Genomic DNA, 25,204 nt, shown 5'->3' with positions numbered 1-25,204 from the left:
GTCAGATCCTCAATAGTGTATCCATAAGTTCGTCGACAACGCTGATCACCCGGGCATTGGCCTGGTAGTACTTTTCCACCAGCAACAGGTTCTGCAATTCAGCATCCGTATCAACGCCGAGCCCCAGTTCCGCTTGACTCAATTCGTTGAAACTGGCCGCCGCAAAGGTTGATGCGCGTGACGCTGTTTCATTGTCCTGGGCGAACCGCGACAACAGGTTTGCACTCAGCGTCGAGGCTGTCATGTTCGCTGTGCCCAGCCCGACAGAAGATACCGTCCGGGTGGTGTTCAACGTGTCGGAGTAAGCCTGCAGCAAGCTGGAATCACCTGGATCGCCTTGACCCGCTGCATAAAGGCCGTCGCGGAACCGCCATGTTTCTCCGGTGCCGTCCAAGGCCACCAGATCATTCAATTCAATGCGGTTAGAGATACCGACGAAGTTTGCCGGGTCATAGAAACCGCCATCATCCGTGAAGATGCCGGCGTCGGCGACGCCAATGGTGGCATCCAGTGCAGGATCCTGAAACCGCTCGATCAGATCGGCGGCCATTGTGTCAAGATCCTCTTGCGCTTCCACAGCTGTTACATCCCGGATTTCGAACTGGGCTGTAAGCATGCCACCCCGAAGTGGCCCGTCCGGGCTGGTGTCAATCACCTTGCCGTTGACCTCAAGGCCGGAAATCAATGCATTGCCCAGTGTCATGTGCGGAAGGATATCCCGCGACGGAGTAAAGCTCAGCTCGGACGCTTTTCCATCCAACAGCATTACCCCGCCGGTTGAGTAGAGCGTCAATTGGCCATTACCGCGCCGGACAACATTGACTGGAATGATTTCGTTAACCTGATCAACCAGTTGATCCCGCTGGTCATGCATCGCCACTGCATCCATGCCACCGGCTTCGACGACCATAATGCGGGCATTCAGTTTTTCGATTTCCTTCAGCGCCTGGTTCACGGTTTCAACCTGAGAGCCGATCGCATTGTCCGCATTGATCCTAAGATCCCGCAACCCTTCAGCCGTGCGGGAAATCGTGTCGGCCAGCGAATTTGCCTTCACGGCCAAATCATTCAGCCTGGGCTGTGAATCCGGGCGAGAGACCGCCTCAATCAATGAAGACTCGAAATCCGATAGGTGCGAAGCCAGTGACATCTCGTCGTCAACTGTGCCAACCAGGTCGGACATCCGGCCGTAGAAATCAGATTGGATCCTGGACGCGCCGTAGTCTGCCTCGGCAACTCTGCGGTTAGTGATCAGAACCGGGTCGTTGATGCGCTGAACATGCCCGACCCGGACACCGGGAACACCCGCTCCAGGGCTGTTCAGGTCCAACACCCGGCGCGAGTAACCAGGTGTCAGAGCGTTGGCCAGGTTTTCCGAAACCACTTGAGAGGACCGGCTGGCCGCGGTCAGCCCGCTCATCGCGCTGTTCAGGGCGGAATAAATAGACATGTTCAGCCTGCTTTCGTGAAGCCAATGTCAGGGGGCATCAAGCGCATTAGCGCTTGATGTTGGTGGTTTCCTGCAGCATTTCGTCAACTGTCTGAATGACCTTGGCATTTGACGAATAGGCGCGCTGGGTCTGGATCATATCCGTCAGTTCGGTCGCCACATCCACAGCGGATTCTTCCTGGGCATAACCGAGAATTTCACCCGTCGGCCCGTCGCCGGCATCCCAGAGGTAGAAATCCCCGGATTCGTCAGTCGGCATGTAAGTTTGCGAATCCAGAGCCCGCATGCCGTTGACGTTGGAAACATCTGCCAGCGGCACTTTGTATATGACTTTGGTATCGCCGGAGTCATACTCTGCTATGACTTCACCGCTCTCGTTGATCTCAACCGAGACAAAGGAACCAACGGGGTTACCGTCTTTTTCAGTTGTGCCTGGAACGAATTCATCACCGAGCTGGCTCATACCGGTGTTGCCGCCGATGGCGCCAATGTTAATCTCAACCGGTCCGCCTGCAAGGTTAACAGTCACCGATCCCGCGGCGCCATCGTATGCACCGCCTGTAACAGTTGCCACGCTCGCCAGAGAACCGCCCGTGGTGCTGCTGTCATCGAAGGTAAGCGTGTATTCCCCGATATTAGCCGCCCCTGTTGCGGAATCCACGATTTCCATCGTCCATTCATTGGTGCCAGACGTTGCCGGCAGAGTCGCAACATTCGGTGTGTAGGTAATTGTCAGCTCTTCAGCGTTGCCCATATTGTCGTAATACAGGACTACCTGCTCAAACGGGTCGCCTGATGCCCCGACGTCGGTTTCATCAGCAGGCAGGTTGGCTGTCAGACTGATCTCCGTAGTGGGTTCTGCCGACAGGCGGTTCAGGTCAACATGGATCGGTTCAAGGGCATCGTCTGTATCACGTGCTGCATCCGGAACGCTGCCATCTGCAAGCGCGGGCCAACCCATCAGCACCAAACCGGATTCGGTTGAAAGATACCCGTTCGAATCTGTGCGGAAAGAGCCTGTGGTCGTTAGCATCATAGACGGGCTTCCGCCCGCCTCCACTTCGGTAATTGAAGCCACAGGCAGCATTCCACGACCGCGCACTGCAAGATCAGTGGCATTGTTGGTCGATACCAGCGGGCCGCGCTCATCGATCAGGCGCACATTGGTGGTGCGGACACCACCAGCCGAATAGGTGCCTCCTGAATTCGACAAAACCATGGAATGGAAATCTGTTTCAACCCGTTTGTACCCGCGGGTCGAGGAATTGGCGATGTTATCGGAAATGGAAGCCAACCGGCTGGCGTTGGCGCTCAATCCTGAAACACCCGCGTTCAGCGACGAAGAAATGGTCATAGCGCGCCTTTCTGCTGCATCTAATCATTCTGGATGCAACAGCTAGCGCAGGAGCGATTAACGGGCGGCTAACAGATAAAATATGACTTATCTGCTAGCCGCCTGCCGCAATGTTTTCAGTGACTTAATCGCGTAGAAGGATAATTTCGATCCGGTCATTGCGGGCTGCCATCGGGTTTCCGACCGCCAGCTTGCGGTCGGCATGGCCGGTCACCCGGTGAATCCGGCCTGTTGCCAGTCCGCCTGATTCGAGCAGCGTCCGTGTTTTGTCGGCTCTGTCATGGGACAGCTCCCAAACCGGATTCTTTGCCAGCACAACCGGATGGGACCTGATGTGGCCACCGATGGCTACATTGCTGGTAACCTTTTCCGACACCCGGGCAATCATCCTGACCAGATCCCGGAACAACGGTGTTGGCTCAGCCGCATCCTCTTTGAACAACGGTATGTCTTCTGTTGCAAAAAGCTCGATAATCAGCCCTTCGTCAGTGACCCGGGTCACAATGTGGCGGGCCATCGCAACCGTCACCATGCTCTCGCCGCCACGTCCAGACAATTGTTCTTCGATAGCGCGGAACTTGGAGTCTTCTTCCTCGCGCTTCTCGTCGGTCTCGACTCCGGTATCCCCTTGCGCCTGCTGGGCATCCATCGGGTTAATGTCCGTTGCCCCGGTGCCTGATTGCGGCTGAATTTCTTCGGTGAACATACTGTCACCCTGAAACGCACCATTGCCGCCGCCGGAGACCCGGCTTAGCGGAATTGACGGCGAGAAGTAATCCGCCAGACCCTTACGTTGTTTTTCCGTCGTCGCGTTCAGCAGCCACATCAGCATAAAGAAGGCCATCATCGCGGTCACGAAGTCGGCATAAGCCACTTTCCACGCGCCACCGTGATGGCCATCGCCACCACCTGATTTTTTCTTCTTGATGATAATGGGCGCCACATTGCTTTGTGCGCTCATATCCACCACCACTATTTTCACCCATCCCCGGGATAACAGGCGGCGCGTTAAACCGGGCTTAACAATTAAACTTGCCGGCAGTTCTGTGCCTCCGCACGGCAATTTCCGCCAAGGCCAGGCGGTTCATTTGCGGAAGTTGCCTGCAACACTATGGCAAAGCCCCGGCAGGAATTGCTGCATCTTAAAATCCACTTATCTTGGCATCGAACAATCTTATCAAAGGTTGATCAAGAGCAACCAGTCCAAACGCGCCCAGCGCTAGAGTCTCCTCAACACGGCACATGGGACACAAAAAGGAGAACACTATGCTGACCCGCAGAGCCGCATTGATGGGAGCAGCCGGTGTAGCAGCGCTGCCCGTACTTGCCAAAGCCGCCAAGGCTGAAGGCACCACTGTCCACGAGGCCGCTGCACCGGCGGACCTGTCCAGCCTGCAGCGTATCAAGCGCGAACTGGTTGCCCCGCCCTTCGTGCATGAGCACGAGCAGGTGGCACCAGGTGCGCCGCGCATTATCGAATTCGAGATGAAGATCGTCGAGAAGGAGATTGAGATTGATCAAGGGGCCTATCTGCAAGGCATGACTTTCAACGGCTCCATTCCAGGGCCGATGATGGTGGTGCACGAGGGCGATTATGTTGAGCTGACCCTGATCAACCCGCCGGAAAACATGCTGCAGCATAATATCGACTTCCATGCGGCTACCGGCGCCCTGGGCGGCGGCGCGCTGACCCTGATCAACCCAGGAGAGAAGACCGTGCTGCGGTTTAAGGCCACCCGCCCCGGCACCTTTGTCTATCACTGTGCGCCGGGCGGTCCGATGATCCCATGGCACGTCGTTGCAGGCATGGCCGGCTCAATCATGGTTCTGCCGCGAAACGGGCTTTCAGACCATAATGGCGATCCAGTCAGATACGACCGCGTCTACTATATTGGGGAAAACGAGTTTTACATTCCAAAGGACGAAAACGGCGACTACCTGCGGTACGAGGATGTAGGCGAAAGCTACCCTGATACCCTGGAAGTCATGAACGGGCTTATCCCCAGCCACGTGGTGTTCAACGGCGCAGTTGGTGCACTGACCGGTGAAACCGCGCTGAAGGCCAAACAGGGCGAGAAAGTGCTGTTCATCCACAGCCAAGCCAACCGCGACAGCCGCCCGCACCTGATCGGCGGCCACGGCGACCTGGTCTGGGAGGCCGGCAAGTTCAACAACGTGCCGGACCGCGACCTGGAAACCTGGTTCATCCGCGGCGGCTCCGCCGGGGCTGCGCTCTATGAATTCCTGCAACCGGGCGTCTACGCCTATGTGAACCACAACTTGATCGAGGCGGTGAACCTTGGCGCAACCGCGCACGTGGTGGTCGAAGGCGAATGGAATAACGACCTGATGGAACAGGTGGTCGCCCCGACCGAATACTCCGGCTCCTAAGCTTGGGACTGGTGTGACCTCTCGAGGGCGGCTGCATTACGCGGCCGCCCATTTTTTGTTTTCTTGGGAGCATACCCATGAAATTCGAACTCATCACTGCTGCCCTGGCCGCCGCGATCGGCATTCCCGGTCTTTGGCTTTACGCCCCGGAACCGGCGACGCAGGCCGAAACCGCCGTCATTGCCGCAGCGACAATCCGTTACCGTCCGATCGGCAATTTCCACCAAGGTGGCAAAAGCGTGGTGCCGCCGGAACAGATGCGGCAAGTGGCAGCATTCGAGATCATGAAACATCAGGTCTCTCATGCCGAATATGCCGCTTGCGTGGCGGACGGCGGCTGCAAGCGGGCAGATGCAAACCCGGCAGATGGCAGCCGGCCGCAAACACACGTCAGCTGGCATGACGCCACCGCCTACGCGCAATGGTATTCAAAGAAGACCGGCCAGCCGTGGCGGCTGCCGGATGAGGCGGAATGGCAGCTGGCTGCAGCTGAAATCTTTGGCGACGCTTCGGTTGAGACGGATAGCACCGACCCGGCCCAGCGCTGGCTGCGCCAATACGCCCGCGGGGTGACACTGCGCGGCCTGCCAGGGCCTGCACAGGATCCCAAAAGCGAACCCGGAACCAACAGCCACGGCCTCAGCGGTCTAGGCGGCAACATCTGGGAATGGACTGCCGGCTGCATGCAGAACGGCGAGTTGCGCAAAGATGGCAGCCTCGCATATGGCGATCCATATTGCAGCGCACGCATTACCGGCGGCCGCCACCGGGCCGTTGTGATCGACTTCATACGCGACGCCAGTGTTGGCGGCTGCGCGGTCGGATTACCGCCGGATTACCTGGGCTTCCGGCTGGTCAAGGGCGGCTGACTGCTGAGCAGAAGGGGTCCTCCCGCGCCCGCAGGTGCCCCGGCTGCACCGGAGCCCCTTGGCAGCCTTGGGCCCGGCAGCTGCGCTGCGCCTTCTGTTGCGAAACCGTTCAAGGACCAATCTGCCTTAAACGGGTTTTCCTGTTTTGATGTTCAATTCCCGCTTAAATTGAATCCGCGCCTGGGCACGGCGCATAGCCCCGGTGTCGGCAATCGAATTGCATTGATAGGAAAGGCCGCGCTGTGCCACAGCACAGCGCCATGCCCAACTGTGAGGGGCCTCTGGAAAGAGGCACCGGAACAGGCGGGAGCGCCCGGCCTTTGGATCAAGAGGCCCGGCTGTAGCGCACCCCTTCAGGCACATGCGCATCAAAGCAGCTTGCGATGATCCGGGTCAGCGGCCGGCCTTGGGGCAGGATCGTCAGTGCCGCATCATCCAATTGCACCAGATCGCCGAACCGCGCCGCGATCTGTGCCAGATCCGCATCCAGCATCGCTGCAAGGCTTCCGAAACGCTGCTTCAGCTCTGCCCGGTTCAGCCGGAACTCGCACATCAGCATCTCGATAGCACGACCGCGCAGCAAGTCTTCATCGCTCATCACATGGCCACGGGCGCCAGTCAAATACCCTGCCTCGACCCTTTGCACATACGCAGGCGTGGCAGCTGCGTTCTGAATATAGCCGCCGGCAAAACGGGAAATCGACGATGCGCCGAATCCGATCAGCGTCGGGCAGGTGTCATCGGTGTAGCCCTGAAAATTGCGGCGCAGATGTCCGGTGCGGGCTGCTGCCTCCAGCCCGTCGCCGGGCTTGGCGAAATGGTCGATGCCAATGGCGGCAAAGCCCGCCGCGGCGAATTTTTCAGCTGCCAGGCCGGCCAGATGGTACCGCGCCAGATCGTCCGGCAGCGTCTCCTCCTTGATCAGCTTCTGCCGCTTTGCAACCCAAGGCACATGCGCATACCCAAATAACGCCAGCCGGTCGGGATTCAGGCTCAGCACTTTTTCCACCGTATCCGCCATCCGTGCCTGGGTCTGATGCGGCAGGCCGTAGACCAGATCAGCGTTCAACGAAGTGATCCCCGCCGCGCGCAGATCCTCGACACAGGCCTTGGTCACGTCAAACGGCTGTTCGCGACCAATTGCCTGCTGCACCAGCGGATCAAAATCCTGAATGCCGATGCTGGCGCGGTTCATGCCCTCTGCCGCCAGCGCTGCTATCTTGTCGCGGTCGACCATTGTGGGGTCGATCTCCACTGAGAACTCCCAGTCTTCGGTTTGAGGAAACACAGCCTTCACCGCTTGCGCCAGCCGGTGGATCAAAACGGGCGGCAGAATGGTCGGCGTGCCGCCGCCCCAATGCATCCACCCCATCCGCAACCCATTTGGCAGCAAAGGCGCCACCTGTTTCAGCTCTTGCTCCAGCGCGCCAATGTAGCTTTCCACCGGACTCAGCGTCTGAGTGCCTTGTGTGCGGCAGGCGCAGAACCAGCACAGACGCTCGCAAAACGGTATATGCAGATAAACGGAAACCGGCACTTCTGGATCCAGCGCCTGCAATTCGCGGGCCTGATCCGCGGCGCCGACGGCTGCAGTAAACACCGGCGCGGTTGGGTAGGATGTGTAGCGGGGCACCCGGCTGTCGAACAGCCCAAGGGCTTGGAGGCGGTCAATCTGTTTCATGACTTTGCTATGCCCCTTTTCCAGCTCCTCTACTTTGCGCAGGATCAAATCAGACGTTGTTTTGACGTCTGTTGCGGCGTCAGAGTCGCTTCTTCAACACGCTGATTTAAAACGTAAAAAATTTATAACCCTGATTCTTTCTGAAATCCGGCATCCACGTGCATTTTCTGTTTGACGGCCCCAACAAACCGCCTTATACGCCAGTCTCACGACACCTGCCCAGGTGGCGGAATTGGTAGACGCGCTAGCTTCAGGTGCTAGTGTTCGTAAGGACGTGGAGGTTCGAGTCCTCTCCTGGGCACCATTCCCCAAAATCGTAAAATATCTAAAACTCCTGGAGTTTTACGATGTCAGGCCGCCGCACCAACCGCCGGGTCTGATCATAGCTTTCAGAGCAACACTCTCGGACACAATTAATCCAAGCACTTTGATTACGGGTTCCCCTGCGAATTGCAGTTTGCGCACCTTGCGCGAAGTCGTTCAAATCGATACACGCCTAGGCTGTTCACACACTTTTACGGAGCGCATTATGGCGACACCTCAATTTGGCGGCCTCGGCGAAATGGCGGCCTATCTCACCGATGGATTCTGGCAAGACAATGGCCTTGGCCGCCGCAGTTTTGATACTTCCCAAAGCAATGTGATCACGGTCAATATCACCGGCCTTACCACTGCGGGCAAAAAACTCGCCCGCAACGCCATGGAAGCCTGGGAAACCGTTGCTGACATCAAATTTCAGGAAACAACAGGTTCGGCGCAAATTAATTTTGACGACGAGGGCAGCGGAGCCTTCACCAGTTTCAACATGTCCGGAAACGTCATTAGTTCCGCAGCAATCAACATCGACAACAACTGGCACGGCGGCCAGACTTGATCTAACTCCTATACTCAGCGAACCTACGACAACAAGCCGGGTCACGCCCTGAGCCTGGGCCGTCAGGTAAACTACAACGGCTCGGCGGGCTACGCGACTAATGCCACCCTTATCAATGGCGGACTAAAGCAGAGCATATCGATCGCCCGCGGCACTGTCCTGGAGATTGTAACTACAGGCGACCGTGACGACACAGTGACAGGCAACAGTGCCATGTGTGATGGTCGCAGGATTTCGGACCAGCGGCTAAGCTTTGGCAGCTGACGAAGGCACGAGCACAGATGACGAAGCGGAAACGCTATTCGGCGGAGTTCAAGGCCGAAGTTACACGTTAAGCCATCCATGAAGAACTGACGACAGCTGAACTGGCCAAGAAGTACGGCGTCGATCCGGCGATGATCGGAAACTGGGAGAAAACGGCGACCTCGAACATGGCTTCCGCGTTTGGTTTGAAGACCGAAGACCAGCCGCCGACCTCACGGAAAGACGTGAAAAACTTTACACCAGGATCGGCCAGCCGGTCGTGAAACGGGATTTTCCGGCCCCTTCGTTGAATTCGATCTACAAAGTCCGTGTGGCGGCAACCCAAACCGGCAACGCCGTGGTCATCCAGACCGGTGGCAGCAATACCATTCTGTCAATGGATGTGCAGTACAGCGGCCTACACAATGGAGGCGTCCTTTTCTGACCCTTGCGCGCCATCTGCGGAAGCTGGCTGCCTTGCCTTTGCATTTGCGGTCCAGTCTGCCTCCGCTCCCGAATGACAGCGACCGTTGAGTTTGCACGGCAAACCACCTATTTCCCCAGTACGGCACCCTTCGGGGTAATTTGAACACAGGGGAACACCAGTGGCCAACCACCTTTACAAGAACGACCTGCCCGACGGGCTGGATCTCGGTTCCGTCGTCGCAATTGATTGCGAGACAATGGGGTTGAACCCGCATCGTGACCGGCTTTGCGTGATTCAGATGTCCGGCGGCGACGGCAATGCCCATATCGTGCAGGTCGAAAAGGGCCAGACCGAAGCGCCCAACCTGTGCCGGATGCTGGAAGATGCAAATGTGTTGAAACTGTTCCATTTCGGCCGCTTCGATATTGCCGCCATGCACCACGCATTCGGCGCCCTCGCGGCCCCTGTCTATTGCACCAAGATCGCCAGCCGCCTGGTCCGCACGTACACCGACCGGCACGGGTTGAAGAACCTGACCCAGGAACTCTTGGCCATCGACATATCCAAACAGCAGCAGATGAGCGACTGGGGCGCAGAGGAACTGACCGATGCACAGCTTGAGTATGCCGCCTCCGACGTGCTCCACCTGCACAAGCTGCGCAAGGCCCTGGACAAGCGCCTGGCCCGCGAAGGCCGCACCGGAATGGCGCAAGCCTGCTTTGACTTCCTCCCCATGCGTGCCAAGCTGGACCTGGCCGGCTGGCCCGAAATCGACATCTTTGCGCACTCATGACTGATACAGAAAAACTCCTCGTCACCGCACGGCAGGTGATCACCGATGAAGCCAGGGCGCTGGACACCCTGGCCGAAAGCCTGGACGGACGCTTTGCCGAAGCGGTGCAGCTGATCCTGCAGGCCAAGGGCCGCATCATTGTCAGCGGCATCGGTAAATCCGGCCATATCGGCCACAAGATCGCCGCCACCCTGGCCTCGACCGGCACGCCGGCCTATTTCGTGCACCCCGCAGAGGCCAGCCATGGGGATCTGGGAATGCTCTCTGAAGGCGATGTGGTGCTGGCGATCTCCAACTCAGGCGAGGCGCCAGAACTGGCCAATCTGCTGGTTTTCACCCGCCGTTTCGGCATTCCCCTCATAGGACTGTCGAGCAAGATGGACAGCGCCCTGATGAAGCAAGCGGATGTGCACCTGCAAATCCCCTCGCTGGGCGAGGCCTGCGGATTTGGCATGGTGCCTTCCATTTCCACCACGCTGACACTGGCAATGGGCGATGCGCTGGCGATAGCACTGATGAAGTACCGGGATTTCCGCCCGGAGAACTTCCGCGACTTCCACCCTGGCGGCAAACTGGGGGCGCAGCTCAGCAAGGTGCGCGACCTGATGCACGCTGGCGATGCCCTGCCGCTTGTCGCTGAGAACACGCCGATGTCCGATGCGCTGATCGAAATCAGCCAGAAGGGATTTGGTGTGGCGGGTGTGGTTGCCGCAGACGGATCCTTGGCCGGCATCATAACAGACGGCGATTTGCGCCGCCACATGGACGGCCTGCTGGACAAGTCTTCCGCCGAAGTCATGACCGCAAGCCCCGCCTCTATCACCCCCGGCGCAATGGCCCAGGAGGCTGTCGCCGTGATGAACCAGCGCAAAATCACTTGCCTGTTCGTGGTTGATCCGGACAATGGCGGCAAGGCCGAAGGCTTGTTGCACATCCACGATTGCCTGCGCGCAGGCCTGGGCTGACGCAAGCCCGGAGGAGGAAAAGCATGGACAGCTACTCCAGAGCCGTTGCCTATCTTAAGGTACTGCTGCCGCTGGCCGCACTGGTTCTGATGTCCACCATGTTCCTGATCTCCCGCGGGGTGAACACCGACGCGGTGATCCCCTTTGCCCAAAAGGAAATCGAAGACCGGATGAAAGGCCAGCAAGTCACTGCACCTTTCTTTTCCGGCACCACCGCACAGGGCGATGAAATTATGGTCACTGCTGCGCTCGCCCGTCCCGGCGGCGACGGCACACCCGCAGTTGCCAGCGATCTTTCCGCTGAATTCGATCTGGCTGAGGGCGGCAGGATCACGCTTAAATCGGAAAGCGGTGCGATCCACCCTGGCCGGGACATGGCGCGCTTTACCGGTAATGTGATTATCACCTCCGCAGACGGGCTTATTGTCGAGACCGAAGAGCTGAACACAGCGCTGAGCGGGCTTGAAGCCGACAGTCCCGGCGCAGTCCGTGCGACTGGCCCGATCGGCGAGCTGACTGCCGGTAATATGCGTATCGGAGTGAAAACCGAGGGCGGACCTGTCCATATGCTGTTCAAAAACGGGGTGAAGCTGCTATATGAACCCCAGAAACCGGAAAGATAACCTGTGTCCTATTTGCGCGCATTGATTTTTTGCCTGCCGCTCGCGGTATTTCCCAGCCTCGCGGCGGCGCAGACGGCATCCGTCGCTTTTGGCGCCGTCAAGGCCGACCCCAGCCAGCCGGTTGAAGTCACCGCCGACAATCTGGCGGTCAACCAGGCAAATGGCTCGGCAGAGTTTACCGGCAATGTGCTCATTATTCAGGGCATCATGCGGCTGTCTGCAGACAAGGTTCTTGTGATTTACAAAACCGCCGACGAAGCAGACGCCAAAGCGGGCATAGAACGGCTGGAAGCCACCGGCAATGTGGTTCTGGTCAGCGGCCCGGACGCCGCCGAGGCACAGCGCGCCGAATACACCATTGACCAAGGCACTATCGTGATGACCGGCAATGTGCTCCTGAACCAGAAAAGCGGTACCTTGGCTTCCAACCGGCTTGAGGTGAACCTGACTTCCGGCACTGCCAAAATGGCCGGCCGGGTGAAGACTATCCTGAACCCGAACGGCGGCAGCAACTGATGGCGAAACCTGGTCTGACCGTCACCGAAGGCTCCTCCGGGCTGCGTATTGAAAAACTGCGCAAATCCTACCGCAAACGGGTGGTGATCCGCGACGTGTCAATGTCGCTGAACCGCGGCGAGGTGGTGGCATTGCTGGGTCCCAACGGGTCTGGCAAGACCACCAGCTTCTACGCCATTGCAGGTCTGGTTTTCCCCGAAGCGGGCACCGTCAGCATCGACGGCCAGAACGTGACCGGCCTGCCGATGTACCGGCGCGCTCGCCTTGGCATCGGCTATCTGCCACAGGAAATGTCGATCTTCCGCGGCCTGTCGGTGGAGGACAACATCTCTGCCGTGCTCGACATCTCGCAAAAACACGAACACAAACGCCGCGAGCGGCTGGAAGAACTGCTGTCCGATTTCTCGATCGAGCACCTGCGCCGCGCACCCGCGTTGGCGCTGTCAGGCGGTGAACGGCGCCGGGTTGAGATTGCCCGCTGCCTGGCAGCGGACCCGAAATACCTGTTGCTCGACGAACCCTTTGCCGGCGTCGACCCGATTTCAGTCGGCGATATCCGCCATTTGGTTTCCGACCTCAAGAAACGCGGTATCGGCGTGCTGATCACAGACCACAACGTGCGCGAGACCCTGGAGATCGTGGACCGGGCCTATATCCTGCATGACGGCCAGGTGCTGATGTCCGGCAGCCCCGAGGAAGTGGTTGAAAACGAAAACGTCCGCCGGGTTTACCTCGGCGACAACTTCCGCATTTCCTGACTTCCGCAGTCAAAGCCGGACAACCGAAAATATGCCCGAAACCTGTGTTTCTTTTTCCGGGTTATCCATTGACTCTCCCGCTGTCTTGCCGTCGAATTGACCCATGGCATACGCGCAGACCGATGCAATCCGCTTAGCAGCCTTGGCGACAAGGCCCGGACGGATGCAACCGGATGCCTGGCCTGCCCCCCGGTTCCAGACCTGACGTGACAGCGCCAAGGATTGCCTTGGCGACGGGTTTGGGCCGCAATAATTCGTAAAGGAGATCACATGCGTTACAAAATAAGCGGTAAACAGATCGACATCGGCGAAGCTCTGCAAACCCATGTGCAGAACGAGCTGGGTTCGGCCGTTCAGAAATATGCAGAACGGCCGACCGACGCGACAGTGGTCTTTTCCCGTTCGGCGCATGAATATGTGTGTGAAGCCACCGTCCATCTGTCGACCGGGCTGAGCGCTCAGGCCAAGGCGCACGAAACCGAAATCTACGCCGCATTCGACTCTTGCTGCGAAAAGATGGAAAAACAGCTGCGCCGTTACAAGCGCCGCTTAAAAGACCACCACAAGGATCGCAGCGAACCGGTTGAACATTTGGGCGCCAATTCGTATATCCTCGCCTCTGAGGAAGCGGAAACAACCGAGCCGGACTCGCTGCAGCCGATCATCGTCGCCGAAATGGAGACTCGCATACCGTCCCTGTCTGTCGGGGAAGCGGTGATGCAGATGGAAATTGCAGGCGCACCGGTTCTGGTCTTCCGCAAAGAAGGCAAAGACGGGTTGAATGTGGTCTACCGCCGCGAAGACGGCAATATAGGCTGGATCGATCCGTAATCACATCTAAGGCATCGGCGCCCCTCCACAACGGGGCGCCGGAACGGAGCAGACACATGCAGATTTCCAGCATCCTCAAGCCAGAGGCCGTCCGGGTGATCGGTGCGGCCTCAAGCAAGAAGCGCTTGTTTCAGGAAATTGCAGACATTGCTCAATTTGCATACGGGCTGGACGCCCAGGCGACGGTCGAGGCTTTGCTGGACCGCGAAAGCCTGGGCCCCACTGGGGTTGGCCATGGCGTCGCCCTGCCGCATGCCAGGCTGGACACGGTCAGCGAGGTCCGCGGCATCTTCCTGATCCTGGAGAAGCCGCTGGACTTCGGTGCGGTGGACCGCCAGCCAGTGGATATTGCCTTTGCCCTGTTTGCTCCGGAAGATGCCGGCGTCGAGCATTTGAAAGCGCTGGCGCTGGTGTCACGCACCCTGCGCGAGCAAAGCTTCTGCACCAAACTGCGCGCCAACCACGACCCGGCAACGCTTTATACCATCCTGACAGAAGATCAGTCAGTCCAAGCGGCGTGATCTCCGGGCTGCGTCTGCCCGCACCTGATTTCCCCGGTTTTTCTGCGCGTTTGCCTGCGGCCAGGAATTGCTATTCTGCCGCTTCTTTCCCGCAAGCTCTCTCGTCCGTCATCAGCCGCCATCCCGCGGAACCCTTCCCGTTGGGCCAGGCCCAAGACCGCCCCGGAGGTTTACCTCAGCCAAATCTCCGGCGGGCTCGTTAACACTGCGCCCGCATTCATGCCGCCGGATCAGTCTGCACGCCAGGGACCAAAGCCAAACGCCAGATAGTCGCGCTGGTAAACAGAGGCAATCAGCGCCTCCAGATCCGCGTCGTAAATATCATCCAATGCAAAGGGCACCTGCGGCGCAGCGGCCGGCACCGTTCCCGGCTCCATCCGACCCTGCCTGCGAGCCAGTGCAGGCAGATCCTCACTCATCTCCGCCTCGCGGATCAGCAAATCCGGAGGCCCAAGTTCAGCAAACCCGGCCAGTACCTGGCTTTGGCTGACCCATTCCGCATCCGCCCGGATCGACGTCTGCCCTGACAAATTGGCCCGGACAAAATTCAGAAAACCGGCAAAAGCGTCCCGGTGCTGCGCACGGGTATACCCGTCGTCCGGCCCTTCCTCTGGCAAAACCAGCCCGAACTGCCGCCGCAGGGTATTGCGAATGGCCCGGAAGCTGCCCTCGCCGGCATTCAGGATCCGGTGGCAGAACACCGCATGGGCCCGCGCCGCAGGGTGGCGCAGAACAGTAAAGCTGCGGAACCCCTTATTGCCGCGTTTCCACTGGCGCAGCTGTTTCTGGTTCATGCCCTGGATCAACCCGTCTGGCGCCACGTGATCCAGCCCAGCCATCCATTGCACGACTTCCCTCTCCGGCCCGCCCTTAAGCGGCAAGTATAACAGCGGCGTCACCACCCCTGCCACATACCCAGGCACCGCCGGGCCGCGGCGCGGCTCGAAATTCGGAGTGCGGGTCAAGTTGAAGCGGTCCATGCCTGACAGTGCCTCTTGCATTGCGTCAGGGTTTGCCACCTTAGCCAGAACCGGCGCCGGGTTCTGCCGCTTGAGGCTCTCATCCAGCGCCTCAAGCTGTTGCGAAACGCCCAGCCAGCGTGCCAGCCCGTTCATCACCTCAACGCTTTGCAGATCCTCATAGGCTACGTAGAACGCCGTCTGGCCCAGCGACTGCAGCCGGTTCAGCAACGTGACCTGGAAATCTTGCAACGCCCCTACATGGGCGGAAAATTCCGCTGCATCAAACCGCGCTTTGGCTTCCTTGCGGCGCTTTACATCGGTCAGCTTCCACTGCCCGGTGGCCTTGGCAATCTTCCAGGACACATAACTGTCCAGCGGGTTGCGGGTCAGGATGATCTTGGCACAGCGCGGATCCTCCAGCATCAGGTCCAGCACCCGCGGATCATGGTCATGGAAGTAGCGGCAGCCGCCCAGCGCCTTTGGATCTGCCTTGATCTGCTGGATCAGCCGGGCTGGATCCGCTTCCCGCATAGCCTGAGTCACCCCCAGAATATCGCTCTTGTTCGGATAGCCGATGAAATGCGGATTGAAGGCTTCGCCGTGGCAGGCAAGCCCGTCAAAAGCATTCAAATTGGTCTCCAGAAAATTGGAGCCCGTCCGCATTTCAGCAAAGACAACAAAATAGTCGAATGAGGAATCAGACATCAGAATTTATCGTACCAGGTAGGGTTTGCGTTGCGGCTTGGAAAGGCTGACAGGGCTTTGCTCAACCGGGAAATCCCCCATCAAATAGGGATGCATGCCCTGGTTCTTCAGGTTCTGCAAAAACTGTCCAAAGCCCTCAAGGTCCGTCATTTTGGGAGCCTCGCTCAGATGGCGCGCCGCAAGAGGACCAATTTCGTCAATGATCGTCTGCAATGGCTCCATTGGCGCCTCTACGAACTCTGCCATACTCCAGATCCGCACCCTTGCCTTGGTCCATTGCGAGCGCAGGATCTGCAATTGCTCAGCCTCGGTCTGCTGCAGCTTTGCCGCTTCCTGCCGGAGTTCCGTGAAGTTGCGGTTGGATTTGAACAGCGGCACTGCCCAGGCACCGCTGATGACGGAAATCTGCACATTTGCATCCCGTGCCAGCAGCCAGTTCACTGCCTGGTTGTCCCCTGGCCCGAACTGAAAGCACTGCCGTTCGCCGCGGGTGTTCCAAATCAGGCTGGTGAGAAAGCTTTCGGGATTGTAGTCACGGATCCTGGCATGGCCGTTGAGGCAGCCATTGACCAGTCTCTGCCCTTCGGAGAACGCCGCCCCATCCGGTGCAAATATGTGCCCATGAACACGCGCCCCGGTGGTTCGAGCCAGCCAGGTTTCAAAATCGTCGAACAGTTCGGTAAAGCCCTGAAACACTGAATAGGGGCTGGAAGTGATGCCATTCTCCGAGCCTTGGCCGGGAAACCGGCTTTGCATGTATAAACCGGGTCTGCCGCGGGTGCGCCGCTCTACCGCCTTGGCAAAAATCCGGTCGATTTTACCCGGGTTCGGCTCGGTCCGCTTCATCGCGCCGGCAGAATCGGTCAGGAACGCCTGATACAGACGCTCTGCATGTGGCCAGATCTTGCGGGCAACAAAGCAGTCTGACCGGCGCAGAAGCTGCAAATGATCATCGTAGAAGATATGCGGCTTACCCTGGAAATCGAATTTCGACAGCGTCAGCGAGCGGCTTTCGATATTGCTGGAATACTGCCGCACCAAAGTCTGGAAATAGCTCTCATCCGGAATCCAGACCTTGCGGAAATAGGTATCATAAACCGGACGTTCAGGATCCTCCAGGATCGCCGACAGGGTTTGCCGGGTCAGGCACCACCACTGGCTCCCCATGTGTGGCACCAGTCCGGGGGGAACCCGGCGCCTGATGCGCAACTTGCGCTGCAAATCCACGTAGCGGTCGAACAGATAGCGATGTTTCTTCCAGGAAAACGGGAACCGCAAAGTGAACCGCTCGTGGCTGAGCCCGCCGACAATCCACGGCACATCCGCAGTGGTGGCGCTTTCGATGAAATCGGTGCGCGGGCGGGCTGCCAGGTAATCGATCAGCTCCTGCACCGGCCGGAGCGGCAGGCACGACCCGGAGGCCAAATAGACATGGCGCACTAACGGAAACTCCGCCAGCATCACCTCGGACGCCGATTGCGACGCCGCAACAATCCCCCAAGTGCCCCATTCGCACCGGTGGCGGGCGGAAAACCGGACCAGCGGATCATCCGCCAGCACGTCTTTGAAACGGGTGAACGCCTGATGCCCGACGTTGCGGTCCACATGCAGCACCACCGGGCAACCGCTGGCGGTCCAGTGCCGCACCACCTGCGCTGCCCGATCCAGCGCGGTATGCACAAGCATGACGACCCCAACCGCGCTCATGCCCAGTTTCCTTTGGACATCATCCCCAAAATTTCAAGCTGGCGCCAGTTGATGTATTTTTCACTCCATTTGCACCACAGCTCCGGCTGCTCCGCCAGTTTGCCTGCATAAGCCTTATACTCTGTGGAGCTGGCATAATGCTGCCCGCGGACCAGCTCCTCCTGCGCCTTTACGGTAAAGGTATCGAGGAACTTGGTATGCAGCAGCGCCCCGCTTGCCTTCTCACCGCCATCAGCCTCATAGACCTGGTTCAATCCGCGCGGCAGCAGCGCGTGGGTAGAGCTGGCATAGGCATAGCGGCGGTGCCATTTGACGAGCGGTATCTTGTTCAGCGCCGGCGCCCGTTGGGGCTGGTCTGCAAAAAACACCCGCGACCGCGGCCCGCCCTGAATCCACAAATTGCCGTATTCCGGGTTGCGGCTGATTGTATAGTTGCCGCTGTCAAACCAATGGGCAATCTCCAAAGGATTCTGCCCCGTCTGATACGGTACCTCGCCAATCCTGCCCTTGGGATAGACATCAATCAGCATAGCCGAAAAACTGCGGATCGCCGAATTGTCCAGCCAGTCAGTCAAAGCGCGGATCGGCCGGGTGTCGCAAAACGGGTAGATAAAAAACTCATCCGGATCGACCACCAGAACCCAATGCCCATGTGCATATTTGCGTTTCAGGCCGTTCATCCAGTCGATGCCGAAACCGGAACGCTTGTAGCTCGCCGTGGTGTGCCACAGCGATACATCGTCCGTGCCGCGCAGATAGTCGGCACTGCCGTCAGTGGAACCATTGTCGACAAACAGGAAATGGTTGATCCCCATGCCGCGGTAATACTGCAAGAAATAGGGCAGCCGGATCTGCTCGTTGCGCATGGTACAGACCAGCAGGATATCCCCTGGCCGGATAGCTTTGGTGTTGTCCTGCACAACGGTCAGCTCACTGGATTTGCGCACCGCACGGACCAGACGCCGCTTGCGCCGCAACCGCATCCGGTAAGAATCCCAAAGCCCCACGTTCACTCCAAACCAATATCCAGGGAGCGCACTCACCCGTTCAGGCCTAACAGGACCTGCCTCAAGTTTCCGCGCAATATGTCACGGGAACATTGTATTAACAACGAATTTAGAAACAGTTACGCATCCGCACGGCCTGGCTGCAACAGTTCAGTGGCCGTTCGGTAATTCACCAGTTGATCGGTGTCATCAACCCAAGCGCTGCCAGCTGTTCCGGATCTTGATACCGAACCGATCCAGAATGCCACAAATCCGGAGTTCCCGAGATCCCATCGTAGTAGCCGTCAAACTGCAGCGGAGTGTGAAAGTGCTGCTGACGCTGCTTTTCTGTTGCTGACTTGGAAACAATCTCGGGCAGGAACTTGGTGTGCAGCAGTATTCCTGAGGGTTCCGCCCCTCCTGGCCCGTCATAAAGCGCGTTCATCAGCGGCGGCAGCAGCGAATGGGTTGAGTTCATATAGGCATAGCGGCGGTTCCAGCGGATCAGAGGCAGCTTGTTCAGCGTCGGGGACCGTTCCGGCTGCTCTTGAAAAAACACTCTCTCGCGGGCGCCGCCCTGAACCCAAAGGTTGCCCATCAGCTGCTGCCGAACGGCCCGGTACGGCCCCGCATCAAACCATTGCAACACGTCACAAGGGTTCTGGCCGGGCACATAGCTTTGCCCGCCCAGCGGTCCCTTGGGGTAGAGATCAAGCATCAGTGCGCCAAAACCCTGGCGCCCTTGCTGTTCCAGGTTTTGCGTCAGATCGTCCAGCCCGTGACTTTCCATGCCGGAATAGACCAGCAGCTCATCCGCATCGACTGTCAGGCACCAACGGCCATGGCCGTAGCGGATTAGCAGCCAGCCCAGCCAGTCCAGGCCAAAGCGCGCTTCCCGGTAGCTGGCAGCAGTCTGCCACACAGAGACATCCGGTTGCGCCGCCAGAAGTTCGGCGCTGCCGTCATCGCTGGCATTGTCGACAACCAGGAAATGCGCAGCACCCAGCCGCCGGTAAAACTGCAGGAAAAAAGGCAGGCGGCTGATCTCGTTACGTAAAACGATAAAGACCAGAACCCCGTTTGCGGGGATCTGGTCTGTACGGTCAGCCATTTTGCGCATCTGGCGCCGGGCACGCAATGCCCGCCAAAGCATCCGGCGCCGCTTCCACCGCATCCGGTAGGCCACGGAGAGGCCCAGGGGCGGCATGTCAGCGGCAGCGGAGCGCGTCATGTTATGCTCAGGCCTCGTAGTGACCTGTCTTATGCCATTCCCAGGCATCGGCGATCATCACCTCCAGGGTTGAGCGGCGCGGCTCCCAACCCAGATCGGTGACCGCCCGGGTCGAGCCCGACACCAGCTTGGTGCAGTCTCCCGCCCGACGCTCACCTGTGTTGCACGGTACCTTTTGACCGGTCACCGCCTCGGCCTTGTCCATGACTTCGCGCACAGAAAAGCCAGAACCGGTGCCAAGGTTGAACACCTGGCTTCCCTTACCTGCTTCCAGCCACTTCAGCCCCAGCACATGCGCGTCCACCAGATCGCAGACATGCACATAGTCGCGGATGCAGGTGCCATCCGGGGTATCGTAATCGGTGCCAAAGATGGTCAGCGCATCGCGCTTGCCTGCAACAGCATCCAGCACCAGCGGCACCAGATGGGTTTCGGGACGGTGGAACTCGCCCACCTCTGCCTCTGGATCAGCACCCGCCACGTTAAAATAGCGGAAAATAACCGAACGCAACCCGTTTGCAGCCCCAAAATCTTTGAGGATATCCTCCACCGCGCGCTTGGAGGCGCCATAGGCATTCAGCGGCAGCTGCGGCGTGTTCTCGTCCAGCACAACATTGTCGTGCTCGCCATATGTGGCGCAGGTCGAGGAGAACACGAAATCCATACAACCTGCCGCCACTGCGGCCTCGATCAGGTTCAGCGACCCGCCTGTGTTATTGGCCCAGTAGCGGCCCGGTTCGCTCATCGCTTCGCCAACCTGGCTGAGCGCCGCAAAATGCATCACAGCAGCAGGATTGTACTTGGCAAAGACCTCATCCAGCCGCGCCCGGTCATTCAAGTCGCCCCGCTCAAACGGGCCGAACTTCACCGCGTTCTGCCAGCCGGTCACCAGGTTGTCGTAGGTTACAGGGGTGTAGCCCGCCGCTTTCAGCGCCTTGCAGGCATGCGAACCAATATAGCCGGCACCGCCGGTCACCAGGATATGTGTCACTGTCTCTGCCCCATGCAGGGCCGCCCCGGGGGCGGCCAGAGTGGTTATTGCGCGGCTTTGCCAACCTGCGCGATTTCGGAGATGTAGTTCATCAGATCATCCCGCAACTCTTCACGTGCCAGCGCAAAAGCGACAGTGGCCTGCAAAAAGCCGGCCTTGGAACCGCAATCAAACCGCTGGCCGCGGAACCGGTAGCCGTAAACCGGCACGTCCTGCGCAATGTCCTCGGCAATTGCGTCGGTCAGCTGGATCTCGCCGCCCGCACCCGACTTCATCTTGTTGAGGTTCTTCAATACAGAAGGCGACAGGATATAGCGGCCGATCACAGCCAGGTTCGAAGGCGCCTCGCCTGCACTTGGCTTTTCTACCATCCCATTAGCCGCAACCACCTGGCCCATGTCGTCTTTCACATCAAGCACACCGTAAGAGGACGTCTTTTCAGGCGGAACCTCCATCGCAGCCACCATGTTGCCGCCGGTTTCCTCGTAGGCTTCGACCATCTGCTGCAGGCAGGGTTTTTCTGCCGCGATCACATCATCCGGCAGGATCACCGCAAAGGGTTCATTGGCGATCAGCCGACGGGCACACCAGACCGCATGGCCCAGGCCCAGCGCCTTGTGCTGGCGGATATAGGCGATGGCACCGGATTCCATATTGGTGTCTTGCAGCAAATCCAGCAGATCCTGCTTACCCTTTTTACGCAGTTCCTGCTCCAGAACCGGTGAATGGTCAAAATAATCTTCGAGCGCACCTTTGCCGCGCGACGTGACAAAGATGAATTCCTTGATCCCGGCAGCGCGCGCCTCGTCGATGGCGTATTGCACCAGTGGCCGGTCGACCAATGTCATGATTTCTTTCGGAACGGATTTGGTTGCGGGAAGGAACCGCGTTCCCATGCCCGCAACGGGAAAAATAGCTTTAGTTACCTTTTTACGCATGGCGCTCTCTCAATACTAAAATTCCAGGCCGGATACCGCCCTCCCCGCAAGCGAGGAGAGGTAAAGCTCCGCTAGACCTGGCTGTCCCCAACAATTCGCGATGCAGCTGCCAGCGGTCCCGGGCTGCATCCCATCAGTGTGCTTCTGCCTGTGTCAGTACTTTTTACCATTCTTCGCCTACTCGTGACCCATCTTCTTCATCATCGTCTCCAGCCGCGGCACATCTTCCGGGTTATTCAGCTCCCAAAACTCGCGCCCTCGGGCTTCGACTTCGACACACAGAACTTTGCGGCCGTTCTCCAGGAAGCGCAGCTGTTCCAGCCCTTCCAGTTTCTCCAGCGGCCCCGCCGTCCAGCCAGAATACGCCGCCAAGGCGTCCGGGCGGTAGGCATAGACGCCGACATGGTGAAAGACCGGCGTATTTTCGCCATCACCAAAGGTCTGCGCGCAGTACGGGACCACTTCCTTAGTGAAATAGAGCGCACTGCGGTCTTCGGCAAATACTGCGGTGGTGCCGCCAACCCGGCCGGCCTTGCGATCGGCCAGAAGACTGTTCAGCGTCTCGCCATTGCAGCGCAGCACCGGTGTCGCCAGCCCCATGCCGGGCGCTGCACGCAGCCCCGCCACCAGATCTTCGACAAACCAGTGCGGCGTCAGCGGAGCGTCGCCCTGCAGGTTCACCACAATCTCATAACCGCCGCCCAGCGCTGCATGCGCCTCGGCGCAGCGTTCAGTGCCATTGCCGCAGGTCTCCGAAGTCATCACCACTTCGGCGCCAAAGGCTTCGGCTGCCTGCCTGATGCGATCATCATCAGTCGCCACCACCACCCGGTCCACGCCTTGCACCGAACAGGCCGCCCGCCAGGAGCGTTCCACCAGCGTGCGGGCCTCACCGGTGGCACCGGTCAGCGGCACCAGCGGCTTGCCGGGATAGCGGGTCGAGGCGTAGCGGGCGGGGATGACGATCAGGACAGACATCAGGCTTTCTTCAGCTCCACAGCCGGCGCATAGGCAATGAAGAACGGGTTCGCATAACCTTCCTTGCCGTAAACAAGCGGGGAGTGATCGTCAAAACGCACCACTTTGCCGCCAGCGCCGGCAAGCACCGCGTGACCGGCAGCTGTGTCCCACTCCATAGTGCGGCCGACACGCGGATACAGATCCGCCTCACCAGTGGCCACCAGGCAGAACTTCAGCGAAGAGCCGGCGCTCTTGCTGTCCTTCACATTGTACTTGCCGATATAATCGTCGGTTGCCTGGTCGCGGTGCGATTTCGACGCCACCACCATCAGCGCAGCGTTATCGCTGCCGGCGACCCGGATCGGCGTTGTTGCACCGATAGTTTCCGGATCGAACGCGCCGGTTTCTTCAACCGCGCTGCCATCCGCCAGGGTAAAGAACATCCGTTCTTTGGCCGGTGCATAGACCACGCCGCGGGTCGGCACGCCTTTTTCCACCAGTGCAATGTTCACAGTAAAATCGCCGCGGCGATGAATAAATTCCTTAGTGCCGTCCAGCGGGTCGACAATCAGAAAGGTATCGCCGCGCTCTTTGTGCGAGTCAGACTGCTCTTCGGTGACCAGCATCATATCCGGGAAGGCCGCCCGCAGCCCGGCCGAGATCAGCGCATCAGCAGCCTCATCCGCAGCTGTTACCGGGCTATCGTCGGATTTCACCTTCACGTCGAAATCGTCAGAATTATAGATCTCCATGATCTTTGCACCGGCTTCAATTGCCAGTCGGCGGATCACGGGCACTAGGTCTTCATACGTCACGCAGATCTCCCTAACACGGGTTTAATTGAAAATTTGCCTCTTGCCCCTTATGATGCGCAGATAGAGGAACGGCAAGCAGCCGCATCAAAATCGAGCAGAGAATACAGGACACATGTTTCAGCAGCGCACGCAGCAATCCTCGTTGTCCGGGTTCCTCACGCTTGGCGAGGTGGTATTCCATTCGGTCGTGCGCAGCGTCCGTTCCAAACACAACAATGCCTTTGCAGCCCTGGCGCTGAACATCTTGCAAGCCGTCCTCTTCGTCGGGGCGTTTTTTGCCATGTTCGCGTTGCTCGGACTGCGCGGATCAGCCATTCGCGGCGATTTCCTGCTCTATGTTATGTCCGGTGTGTTTCTGTTCATGGTCCACACCAAAACCGTCGGTGCCGTTGCCGGTGCTGAGGGACCCAGCAGCCCGATGATGCAGCATGCGCCGATGAACACGATGGTGGCCATTCTGTCTGCCGCAATCGGCGCGCTGTACATCCAAGTGCTGTCACTGTTCATCATCCTGTTTGTCTATCACGTCGCATTCACGCCGGTGCATATCGAAGAGCCGATACCCGCCTTTGGCATGATTTTGCTGGCCTGGACCACCGGCGCATCTGTCGGGCTGGTGTTTTTGGTGCTGAAACCCTGGGCACCTGGGCTGGTGAGTATTCTGACGATGATCTACCAGCGCGCTAATATGATCGCGTCGGGCAAGATGTTCCTGGCCAACACGCTGCCCAGTTTCATGCTTGCCATGTTCGACTGGAACCCTCTGTTCCACTGCATCGACCAGGCCCGCGGCTTTGTCTTTATCAACTACAACCCGCATTTCAGTTCCTGGCAGTATGCTGCATGGGTCGCGCTGGTGCTGATCGTGATTGGCCTGATGGGCGAGTTCTACACCCGCCGTCAGGTTTCCATCAGTTGGAGCGCGCGGCGCTAGCCGCAGAACCCGGACCAAGACTTTTCAAAAAGTCTTGGCAAAAGTTTTTCTTAAAACTTTTGCGCCCTGCCGGCGTCACGCAACCATTCTGAGCGTCAGATTGATCCGGCCGCCCTTGGGCAGCAGCCGCGAGGACTTGAACCGGATCCGGTCCACCCCGTGATATGTCAGCCGCGCATCACCGCCCATCACCACCGCATCGCCTGAGTTGAGCCAGACTGATTCCGTCTTGCCGCCACGGCTGCGGTTGCCGATCCGGAACAGCGCGTCATCGCCCAGGCTGATGGATACCACGGGATAAGAGAAATCCGCCTCATCCTTGTCCTGATGCAGCCCCATTCGCGCTCCCTCTCCGTAGTAATTCAGCAAGCAGCATTCCGGTGCCCGCTCCAGCCCGGTCAATTGCCGCCAGATCTCCAATACTGCCTCCGGGATATCCGGCCAGTTCCGCCCTGAGGGGTGCTGCTCTGCATAGCGGTAGCCGGAGGCGTCAGAATACCAGCCGAATTGCCCCGCCGATGTCATCCGTACCGACATCTGCCCGCCCCCCGGCACCTTGGGTGAGAACAGCGGCGCCGCTTTCAGCACCGGCCGCAACGCGTCTATCAACGCTGCTTGCCGGGCCGGTTCAAGAAACCCCTTGTAGACATCAAATCCGCGCACACGCAGCAAGGTCATT

At 58.8% G+C, this 25,204-nt stretch carries 24 protein-coding genes and 1 tRNA gene; 12 read left to right on the top strand and 13 right to left on the bottom strand.

The features are described 5' to 3' along the window. Position 1: 1 nt before the first annotated feature. The 3 genes from flgK to K3557_RS19350 all read right to left on the bottom strand — a co-directional run bounded on the left by flgK (position 2) and on the right by K3557_RS19350 (position 3,765). Positions 2-1,450, bottom strand: coding sequence for a flagellar hook-associated protein FlgK (flgK, locus tag K3557_RS19360; RefSeq protein ID WP_259988480.1), 1,449 nt, complete (start codon positions 1,448-1,450; stop codon positions 2-4). A 46-nt stretch (positions 1,451-1,496) separates the two neighbouring features. Further along, positions 1,497-2,804 (bottom strand): flagellar hook protein FlgE, encoded by a 1,308-nt coding sequence (locus tag K3557_RS19355; RefSeq protein WP_259988482.1) that lies wholly within the window; start codon positions 2,802-2,804, stop codon positions 1,497-1,499. Positions 2,805-2,928: 124 nt separating this feature from the next. Next, entirely contained in the window at positions 2,929-3,765 is an 837-nt protein-coding gene (locus K3557_RS19350) for a flagellar motor protein MotB (protein ID WP_259995993.1), read from the bottom strand. Positions 3,766-4,070: 305 nt separating this feature from the next. Between K3557_RS19350 and nirK the strand changes: the two genes are divergently transcribed. Further along, positions 4,071-5,195, top strand: a complete 1,125-nt coding sequence (gene nirK, locus K3557_RS19345; protein WP_259995991.1) for a copper-containing nitrite reductase — start codon at positions 4,071-4,073, stop codon at positions 5,193-5,195. A gap of 77 nt (positions 5,196-5,272) precedes the next feature. Continuing rightward, positions 5,273-6,064 (top strand): formylglycine-generating enzyme family protein, encoded by a 792-nt coding sequence (locus tag K3557_RS19340; protein ID WP_259995989.1) that lies wholly within the window; start codon positions 5,273-5,275, stop codon positions 6,062-6,064. A gap of 325 nt (positions 6,065-6,389) precedes the next feature. Here K3557_RS19340 and hemN read toward each other — a convergent pair whose 3' ends face one another. After that, complete coding sequence (gene hemN, locus K3557_RS19335) at positions 6,390-7,745, bottom strand: oxygen-independent coproporphyrinogen III oxidase (protein WP_259995987.1); 1,356 nt, start codon at positions 7,743-7,745, stop codon at positions 6,390-6,392. 217 nt (positions 7,746-7,962) lie between these two features. On the opposite strand from hemN, the gene K3557_RS19330 reads away from it, so the two are divergent. From K3557_RS19330 to K3557_RS19290, 9 genes are all read left to right on the top strand, one after another. Beyond that, positions 7,963-8,049: transfer RNA gene (locus tag K3557_RS19330), tRNA-Leu, on the top strand. 162 nt (positions 8,050-8,211) lie between these two features. Continuing rightward, positions 8,212-8,619, top strand: a complete 408-nt coding sequence (locus K3557_RS19325; protein ID WP_259995985.1) for a hypothetical protein — start codon at positions 8,212-8,214, stop codon at positions 8,617-8,619. An 848-nt stretch (positions 8,620-9,467) separates the two neighbouring features. After that, positions 9,468-10,082 (top strand): ribonuclease D, encoded by a 615-nt coding sequence (locus K3557_RS19320; RefSeq protein ID WP_259988492.1) that lies wholly within the window; start codon positions 9,468-9,470, stop codon positions 10,080-10,082. Continuing rightward, a complete protein-coding gene (locus tag K3557_RS19315; protein ID WP_259995983.1) occupies positions 10,079-11,047 on the top strand; it encodes an SIS domain-containing protein in 969 nt (322 codons plus the stop codon). Before K3557_RS19320 ends, K3557_RS19315 begins: the two co-directional genes overlap by 4 nt. A 23-nt stretch (positions 11,048-11,070) precedes the next feature. Further along, complete coding sequence (gene lptC, locus K3557_RS19310) at positions 11,071-11,670, top strand: LPS export ABC transporter periplasmic protein LptC (RefSeq protein WP_259995981.1); 600 nt, start codon at positions 11,071-11,073, stop codon at positions 11,668-11,670. Between the two features lie 3 nt (positions 11,671-11,673). Next, entirely contained in the window at positions 11,674-12,186 is a 513-nt protein-coding gene (lptA, locus tag K3557_RS19305; RefSeq protein ID WP_259988500.1) for a lipopolysaccharide transport periplasmic protein LptA, read from the top strand. Further along, positions 12,186-12,944, top strand: a complete 759-nt coding sequence (gene lptB, locus K3557_RS19300) for an LPS export ABC transporter ATP-binding protein (RefSeq protein WP_129372594.1) — start codon at positions 12,186-12,188, stop codon at positions 12,942-12,944. Before lptA ends, lptB begins: the two co-directional genes overlap by 1 nt. A 270-nt stretch (positions 12,945-13,214) precedes the next feature. Next, on the top strand, positions 13,215-13,775 hold the full coding sequence (gene hpf / locus K3557_RS19295; protein ID WP_129372595.1) for a ribosome hibernation-promoting factor, HPF/YfiA family: 561 nt from the start codon (positions 13,215-13,217) through the stop codon (positions 13,773-13,775). A 56-nt stretch (positions 13,776-13,831) separates the two neighbouring features. Continuing rightward, complete coding sequence (locus tag K3557_RS19290) at positions 13,832-14,296, top strand: PTS sugar transporter subunit IIA (RefSeq protein ID WP_129372596.1); 465 nt, start codon at positions 13,832-13,834, stop codon at positions 14,294-14,296. A gap of 230 nt (positions 14,297-14,526) precedes the next feature. Here K3557_RS19290 and K3557_RS19285 read toward each other — a convergent pair whose 3' ends face one another. The 8 genes from K3557_RS19285 to cysQ all read right to left on the bottom strand — a co-directional run bounded on the left by K3557_RS19285 (position 14,527) and on the right by cysQ (position 23,591). Next, positions 14,527-15,963: a sulfotransferase domain-containing protein gene (locus K3557_RS19285; protein ID WP_259995979.1), complete on the bottom strand. Its 1,437-nt coding sequence runs from the start codon at positions 15,961-15,963 to the stop codon at positions 14,527-14,529. A gap of 6 nt (positions 15,964-15,969) precedes the next feature. Continuing rightward, the gene (locus K3557_RS19280; RefSeq protein WP_259995976.1) at positions 15,970-17,670 is read right to left on the bottom strand and encodes a beta-1,6-N-acetylglucosaminyltransferase; all 1,701 of its coding nucleotides are present in this window, start codon (positions 17,668-17,670) and stop codon (positions 15,970-15,972) included. Next, positions 17,667-18,653 carry a glycosyltransferase family 2 protein gene (locus K3557_RS19275; RefSeq protein WP_259999695.1) on the bottom strand — a complete coding sequence of 329 codons (987 nt, stop codon included), beginning with the start codon at positions 18,651-18,653 and terminating at the stop codon, positions 17,667-17,669. Before K3557_RS19275 ends, K3557_RS19280 begins: the two co-directional genes overlap by 4 nt. A 193-nt stretch (positions 18,654-18,846) precedes the next feature. Continuing rightward, the gene (locus K3557_RS19270; protein WP_259995974.1) at positions 18,847-19,887 is read right to left on the bottom strand and encodes a glycosyltransferase family 2 protein; all 1,041 of its coding nucleotides are present in this window, start codon (positions 19,885-19,887) and stop codon (positions 18,847-18,849) included. 7 nt (positions 19,888-19,894) lie between these two features. Then, entirely contained in the window at positions 19,895-20,878 is a 984-nt protein-coding gene (galE, locus tag K3557_RS19265; protein ID WP_259995972.1) for a UDP-glucose 4-epimerase GalE, read from the bottom strand. Between the two features lie 44 nt (positions 20,879-20,922). Further along, a complete protein-coding gene (galU, locus tag K3557_RS19260) occupies positions 20,923-21,816 on the bottom strand; it encodes a UTP--glucose-1-phosphate uridylyltransferase GalU (RefSeq protein ID WP_259988512.1) in 894 nt (297 codons plus the stop codon). Between the two features lie 177 nt (positions 21,817-21,993). Then, positions 21,994-22,794 (bottom strand): 3-deoxy-manno-octulosonate cytidylyltransferase, encoded by an 801-nt coding sequence (locus tag K3557_RS19255; RefSeq protein ID WP_259988514.1) that lies wholly within the window; start codon positions 22,792-22,794, stop codon positions 21,994-21,996. After that, on the bottom strand, positions 22,794-23,591 hold the full coding sequence (gene cysQ / locus K3557_RS19250) for a 3'(2'),5'-bisphosphate nucleotidase CysQ (RefSeq protein ID WP_259995970.1): 798 nt from the start codon (positions 23,589-23,591) through the stop codon (positions 22,794-22,796). The genes K3557_RS19255 and cysQ overlap by 1 nt, the downstream gene beginning before the upstream one ends. Before the next feature lie 112 nt (positions 23,592-23,703). Here cysQ and K3557_RS19245 point away from each other — a divergent pair, with 112 nt between their 5' ends. Beyond that, complete coding sequence (locus K3557_RS19245) at positions 23,704-24,525, top strand: ABC transporter permease (protein ID WP_259988518.1); 822 nt, start codon at positions 23,704-23,706, stop codon at positions 24,523-24,525. Between the two features lie 75 nt (positions 24,526-24,600). Here K3557_RS19245 and K3557_RS19240 read toward each other — a convergent pair whose 3' ends face one another. Beyond that, the gene (locus K3557_RS19240) at positions 24,601-25,203 is read right to left on the bottom strand and encodes an alpha-ketoglutarate-dependent dioxygenase AlkB (RefSeq protein WP_259988520.1); all 603 of its coding nucleotides are present in this window, start codon (positions 25,201-25,203) and stop codon (positions 24,601-24,603) included. Position 25,204: the final 1 nt, after the last annotated feature.

It is taken from the genome of Leisingera sp. M523, assembly GCF_025141335.1.
Taxonomy (GTDB): Bacteria; Pseudomonadota; Alphaproteobacteria; order Rhodobacterales; family Rhodobacteraceae; genus Leisingera.
This window is presented reverse-complemented; position numbering and strand designations above follow the sequence as displayed.

Bases quoted from the DNA above. Each gene is read 5' to 3' on its own strand.
- flgK (WP_259988480.1), bottom strand. From the start codon at position 1,450: ATGTCTATTTATTCCGCCCTGAACAGCGCGATGAGCGGGCTGACCGCG.
- K3557_RS19355 (WP_259988482.1), bottom strand. From the start codon at position 2,804: ATGACCATTTCTTCGTCGCTGAACGCGGGTGTTTCAGGATTGAGCGCC.
- K3557_RS19350 (WP_259995993.1), bottom strand. From the start codon at position 3,765: ATGAGCGCACAAAGCAATGTGGCGCCCATTATCATCAAGAAGAAAAAA.
- nirK (WP_259995991.1), top strand. From the start codon at position 4,071: ATGCTGACCCGCAGAGCCGCATTGATGGGAGCAGCCGGTGTAGCAGCG.
- K3557_RS19340 (WP_259995989.1), top strand. From the start codon at position 5,273: ATGAAATTCGAACTCATCACTGCTGCCCTGGCCGCCGCGATCGGCATT.
- hemN (WP_259995987.1), bottom strand. From the start codon at position 7,745: ATGAAACAGATTGACCGCCTCCAAGCCCTTGGGCTGTTCGACAGCCGG.
- K3557_RS19315 (WP_259995983.1), top strand. From the start codon at position 10,079: ATGACTGATACAGAAAAACTCCTCGTCACCGCACGGCAGGTGATCACC.
- lptC (WP_259995981.1), top strand. From the start codon at position 11,071: ATGGACAGCTACTCCAGAGCCGTTGCCTATCTTAAGGTACTGCTGCCG.
- lptB (WP_129372594.1), top strand. From the start codon at position 12,186: ATGGCGAAACCTGGTCTGACCGTCACCGAAGGCTCCTCCGGGCTGCGT.
- hpf (WP_129372595.1), top strand. From the start codon at position 13,215: ATGCGTTACAAAATAAGCGGTAAACAGATCGACATCGGCGAAGCTCTG.
- K3557_RS19290 (WP_129372596.1), top strand. From the start codon at position 13,832: ATGCAGATTTCCAGCATCCTCAAGCCAGAGGCCGTCCGGGTGATCGGT.
- K3557_RS19285 (WP_259995979.1), bottom strand. From the start codon at position 15,963: ATGTCTGATTCCTCATTCGACTATTTTGTTGTCTTTGCTGAAATGCGG.
- K3557_RS19280 (WP_259995976.1), bottom strand. From the start codon at position 17,670: ATGAGCGCGGTTGGGGTCGTCATGCTTGTGCATACCGCGCTGGATCGG.
- K3557_RS19275 (WP_259999695.1), bottom strand. From the start codon at position 18,653: ATGCGGTTGCGGCGCAAGCGGCGTCTGGTCCGTGCGGTGCGCAAATCC.
- K3557_RS19270 (WP_259995974.1), bottom strand. From the start codon at position 19,887: ATGACGCGCTCCGCTGCCGCTGACATGCCGCCCCTGGGCCTCTCCGTG.
- galU (WP_259988512.1), bottom strand. From the start codon at position 21,816: ATGCGTAAAAAGGTAACTAAAGCTATTTTTCCCGTTGCGGGCATGGGA.
- K3557_RS19255 (WP_259988514.1), bottom strand. From the start codon at position 22,794: ATGTCTGTCCTGATCGTCATCCCCGCCCGCTACGCCTCGACCCGCTAT.
- K3557_RS19245 (WP_259988518.1), top strand. From the start codon at position 23,704: ATGTTTCAGCAGCGCACGCAGCAATCCTCGTTGTCCGGGTTCCTCACG.
- K3557_RS19240 (WP_259988520.1), bottom strand. From the start codon at position 25,203: ATGACCTTGCTGCGTGTGCGCGGATTTGATGTCTACAAGGGGTTTCTT.